This window comes from Hyphomonas sp. UBA3601, assembly GCF_002375605.1.
Lineage (GTDB): Bacteria > Pseudomonadota > Alphaproteobacteria > Caulobacterales > Hyphomonadaceae > Hyphomonas.
Map to the genome: position 1 here is coordinate 1 of NZ_DFME01000048.1, position 4,030 is coordinate 4,030.

The 4,030-nt window shown below is 57.5% G+C and carries 5 protein-coding genes; 3 read left to right on the top strand and 2 right to left on the bottom strand.

Annotated features, from left to right (window positions below; genetic code table 11):
• The 3 genes from B4F73_RS05810 to B4F73_RS05820 form a co-directional block, all read left to right on the top strand.
• The coding region (locus tag B4F73_RS05810; RefSeq protein ID WP_290482708.1) for a sulfotransferase family protein at window positions 1–441 on the top strand (441 nt) is incomplete at its 5' end.
• A 10-nt stretch (window positions 442–451) separates the two neighbouring features.
• Complete coding sequence (locus tag B4F73_RS05815) at window positions 452–922, top strand: MarR family winged helix-turn-helix transcriptional regulator (RefSeq protein WP_206992013.1); 471 nt, start codon at window positions 452–454, stop codon at window positions 920–922.
• A 95-nt stretch (window positions 923–1,017) separates the two neighbouring features.
• Window positions 1,018–2,076 (top strand): DUF6607 family protein, encoded by a 1,059-nt coding sequence (locus tag B4F73_RS05820; RefSeq protein WP_290482709.1) that lies wholly within the window; start codon window positions 1,018–1,020, stop codon window positions 2,074–2,076.
• Window positions 2,077–2,102: 26 nt separating this feature from the next.
• On the opposite strand, the gene arsH is transcribed toward B4F73_RS05820, so the two are convergent.
• Window positions 2,103–2,822 carry an arsenical resistance protein ArsH gene (gene arsH / locus B4F73_RS05825; protein ID WP_290482710.1) on the bottom strand — a complete coding sequence of 240 codons (720 nt, stop codon included), beginning with the start codon at window positions 2,820–2,822 and terminating at the stop codon, window positions 2,103–2,105.
• Between the two features lie 94 nt (window positions 2,823–2,916).
• Entirely contained in the window at window positions 2,917–3,939 is a 1,023-nt protein-coding gene (gene arsB, locus B4F73_RS05830) for an ACR3 family arsenite efflux transporter (protein WP_206992015.1), read from the bottom strand.
• Window positions 3,940–4,030: the final 91 nt, after the last annotated feature.

Sequence of the window (4,030 nt, forward strand, 5' to 3'; positions counted from 1 at the left end):
CATCTGATCCTGCCCAATGCCAAGATCATCGATGCGCGGCGCGACCCGATGGATTGTTGTTGGTCGGGCTTCAAGCAACTCTTCGCGGAAGGTCAGGAGTTCACCTACAGCCTCGATGATATTGGAAACTACTATCGCGGCTATGTCGATCTGATGGCGCATTGGGACAGTGTTCTCCCGGAAGGGCGAGTCCTGCGCGTTCAGCACGAGGATGTCCTGGAAGACCTGGAAGGCCAGGTTCGGCGGATTCTCGATTATTGTGGTTTGCCGTTTGATCAGGCCTGTGTGGATTTTCACAAGACTGATCGGGCCGTGCGCACGGCCAGCTCCGAGCAGGTTCGTCGTCCGATCAACAAAAGCGGGGTTGAGCAGTGGCGCCCTTATGAGGCACACCTTGATCCACTGAAAGCCGCGCTGGGACCCGACCTCGCGCCCCAATAGGAGTCGTCAGGTGAGCACACGGTCCGATGATGCCTTGATCGCGCTGCGTAAAATACAGCGCATGACAGAACTGGCGTCCAAGCGGCTGGCTCAGACGGCGGGCCTTACTCCGTCGCAAATGACGGTCTTGCGCATGCTCGATGAGCAGGGCGAGATCTCCGCAGGCCGGGTGGCAGAGGCCACTCAGCTGAAACACGCCACCATCACCAGCCTCGTCGATAAACTGGAGGCACGCGGCTTGATCGCGCGGCGCCGGTGTGACACCGACCGTCGGCGTGTTTGGCTGAACCTACTGCCTGCGGGTAAAGAGGCTCTGTCGGTTGCGCCCGACCCGCTGCACGAAACATTCGCTGCCGGATTCGACAAACTCCCTGATTGGCAACAATCCATGCTGGTAGCGGCTCTTGAGCGCGCGGCTGGCCTGCTTGATGCCGAAGAGCTCGACGCTGCGCCCTTTTTGGACGTCGGAGAACTGGGATAAGCGTCACACGCAAGTTTGCGATTGCAAATCATTTTCACCAATGCTAGGTCGCGCTCTTACCCGTGTCGGACAGATGACGTGAATGAGGGCACCCTATGATTGCGACGAATCGGATCGTACTTTCCATTTCCGTACTGGCAGGCGTATTGCTTGCTGCGTGTACGACGCTGCCGGCGCGGTCTGATGTTTCCAATGTGATATCGCGTCCTGCGGCGACCGATTTGAGGGATCCTCAGTTCCAGGCAGATCGTGAAGCTATCCTGGCGATGGCGGGAAACTACAAGGTGAAGTTCGACTTCAACGAAACCGTCGCCTTCGACGATGACTATTTTCTGAAGCCTCGCAAAGTGTCTGGTGGGGATGAGGTGGTCCTCGTTGTCGAGGATCGCGGAAACTTCATCAGCCTACAGCATATTCTGGTCGTAGGCGGCGAGCACAAGATGGCGATCAAGCACTGGCGTCAGGACTGGCAGTATGAGCCTGAGCGTGTGCTGATATTCATTGGCGGAAATGCCTGGGTGTGGCGTGACGTGCCAGCATCCGAGCGAGCCGGTACTTGGTCTCAGACGGTCTACCAGGTCGATGATGCGCCGCGATACGGGGCTGTTGCGACATGGTCGCACGAGAATGGGATTGCCACATGGCAGCCGCCACATGAATGGCGCCCGCTACCGCGGCGCGACATGACCACGCGCGATGATTACCACGCCATCCATGCGATGAACCGGCACGTCGTTACGTCTTGGGGCTGGGTGCATGAGCAGGACAATGGAAAGCTCGTCCTGAGCGGTAGTCAGCCACACATGCTGGCGCGTGAGACTGGCCTGAACACATATCGCCGAGACAGCGATTTCGAGACCGAGATTGCAACAGATTACTGGAGCGGTACCGCAGGCTTCTGGGCTGGCGTTCGCGGCGAATGGGACAGGATTGCCAGTCAGAACGAAGCATTTGCCGTCACGATCAAGGGCGAGACCGAAGCGCTCTACATGCCTCTGCTGACCCTCGCCGGTGAAGTGGCAGACGGCAGCAAGGGAAACGAAGAGGCGGTGCTGGAGGCCAGACAGTTGATCGAAAATTTCACGACCAGCGACATTGGCGCATTGGCTGACCGATTGCGTCCCACTGACATGGATATAGCCGAAACAGACTGAGCTCGGCTATGGTTGGAATGCCCCTATCAGATTTTCTTCTGATTGACTCGTTCGGACAGTTTGGCGGGGCTTTCCTTGCGTTCTGAATAGCGGTCAACAAGATGGTCTGCACGGTCCCGGGTCAGGAGCGTGAACTTCACGAGTTCTTCCATCACATCGACAATTCGGTCGTAATATGGCGAGTGGGTCATGCGGCCGCGTTCGTCGAATTCCAGGAATGCTTTGGCGACAGACGATTGGTTTGGAATGGTGATGAGCCGCATCCAGCGTCCCAGAATGCGTAGCTGATTGACGGCGTTGAAACTCTGCGACCCGCCACAGACCTGCATGACGGCCAGTGTCTTTCCCTGGGTAGGACGGACACCGCCGAGAGAGAGGGGAATCCAGTCGATCTGGGTTTTCATGACTCCCGACATTGCACCGTGCCGCTCCGGTGAACACCAGACCATTCCTTCCGACCATACGACGAGGTCTCGCAATTCCTGTACTTTTGGGTGGGAGTCCTCCGCCCCATCGGCGAGCGGGAGACCATCGGGATCGAACATGCGCGTCTCGCAGCCGAGCTTTTCCAGAATGCGAGCGGCTTCCTCATTTGCCAGGCGGGAATAGCTCCGCTCCCGTAAAGAACCATGCAGAAGCAGGATACGTGGCTTGTGTGTGCTGAGCGCAGGAGTCAGGAGGGCGTCTGGGTCGGTCTCGCGAAAACTGTCTTCGTGAAGGGCAGGAAGGTCATTCGTGGAGGTCATCTGTGTGTTGGTCTTTCTCGGGCAGATCAGTTGATTGCATGCAGTCATGCAAACCTGTTCGCGTTCAGAATTGAGGCTTTGCGTGAGAGCTCTCTCAAGTTTCCGGGAACGCATTGCGGGTGCGATTGGCGAAGGCTACCAGCGACAGCATGACCGGCACCTCGACCAGCACGCCGACAACTGTGGCGAGCGCCGCTCCGGAATTCAGCCCGAACAGGCTGATCGCCACCGCGACGGCCAGTTCGAAGAAGTTGGACGTGCCGATCATGGCGCAGGGCGCGGCGACCTTATGTGGCACTTTCCATGCCCAGGCGGCCGCGTAGGCGAGTGCAAAGATACCATACGACTGAATGAGAATTGGTACGGCAATGAGCGCAATGATGATCGGCTTCGCCAGGATCGTTTCGCTCTGGAATCCGAACAGGAGTGTAACGGTAGCCAGAAGGCCGATCACCGACAGGGGTTTGATACGGCGCGTAAAGGCGGTCACCGATTCCTCACCCCCGCGCTTCTTAAGGGCATTACGAGCCAGAATGCCCGCCATCAGGGGAACGACCACATAGAGCGCAACCGACAGGAGCAGCGTCTCCCACGGCACGGCGATATCCGTGACTCCCAGCAAGAAAGCGACAATCGGTGCGAAGGCAAACACCATGACCGCATCATTCACACTGACCTGAACCAGTGTGTAATTCGGGTCGCCACGTGTCAGATGTGACCAGACAAATACCATCGCCGTGCAGGGGGCAGCGCCCAAAAGGATGAGGCCGGCAATATAGCCTTCCGCGTCTCCGGGGGGGATGAACGGCGCGAAGACATGGCGGAAAAAAAGAACGCCGAGGGCCGCCATCGTGAAGGGCTTGATAAGCCAGTTCACAACCAGTGTGATGATCAGCCCCTTCGGTTTCTCACCGACGCGGCGCATGGCGGAAAAATCCACGCCGATCATCATGGGCCAGACCATGGCCCAGATGAGCAGGGCGACAGCGAAATTCACATTTGCATATCCGAAACGGGCAAGTGCTTCGAACGCGCCAGGCACGATCTGCCCCAGGCCAATCCCAATCGCAATGGCGAGTGATACCCAGATAGAGAGGTATCTTTCGAATAGTCCCATGAGTATGCCCCGCATCTTACTCTGTCGGCGTTCCGATCCGGGCTAGTTAGTGCCGCATACATTATTATTCAATAATTCATCGAATATCGTT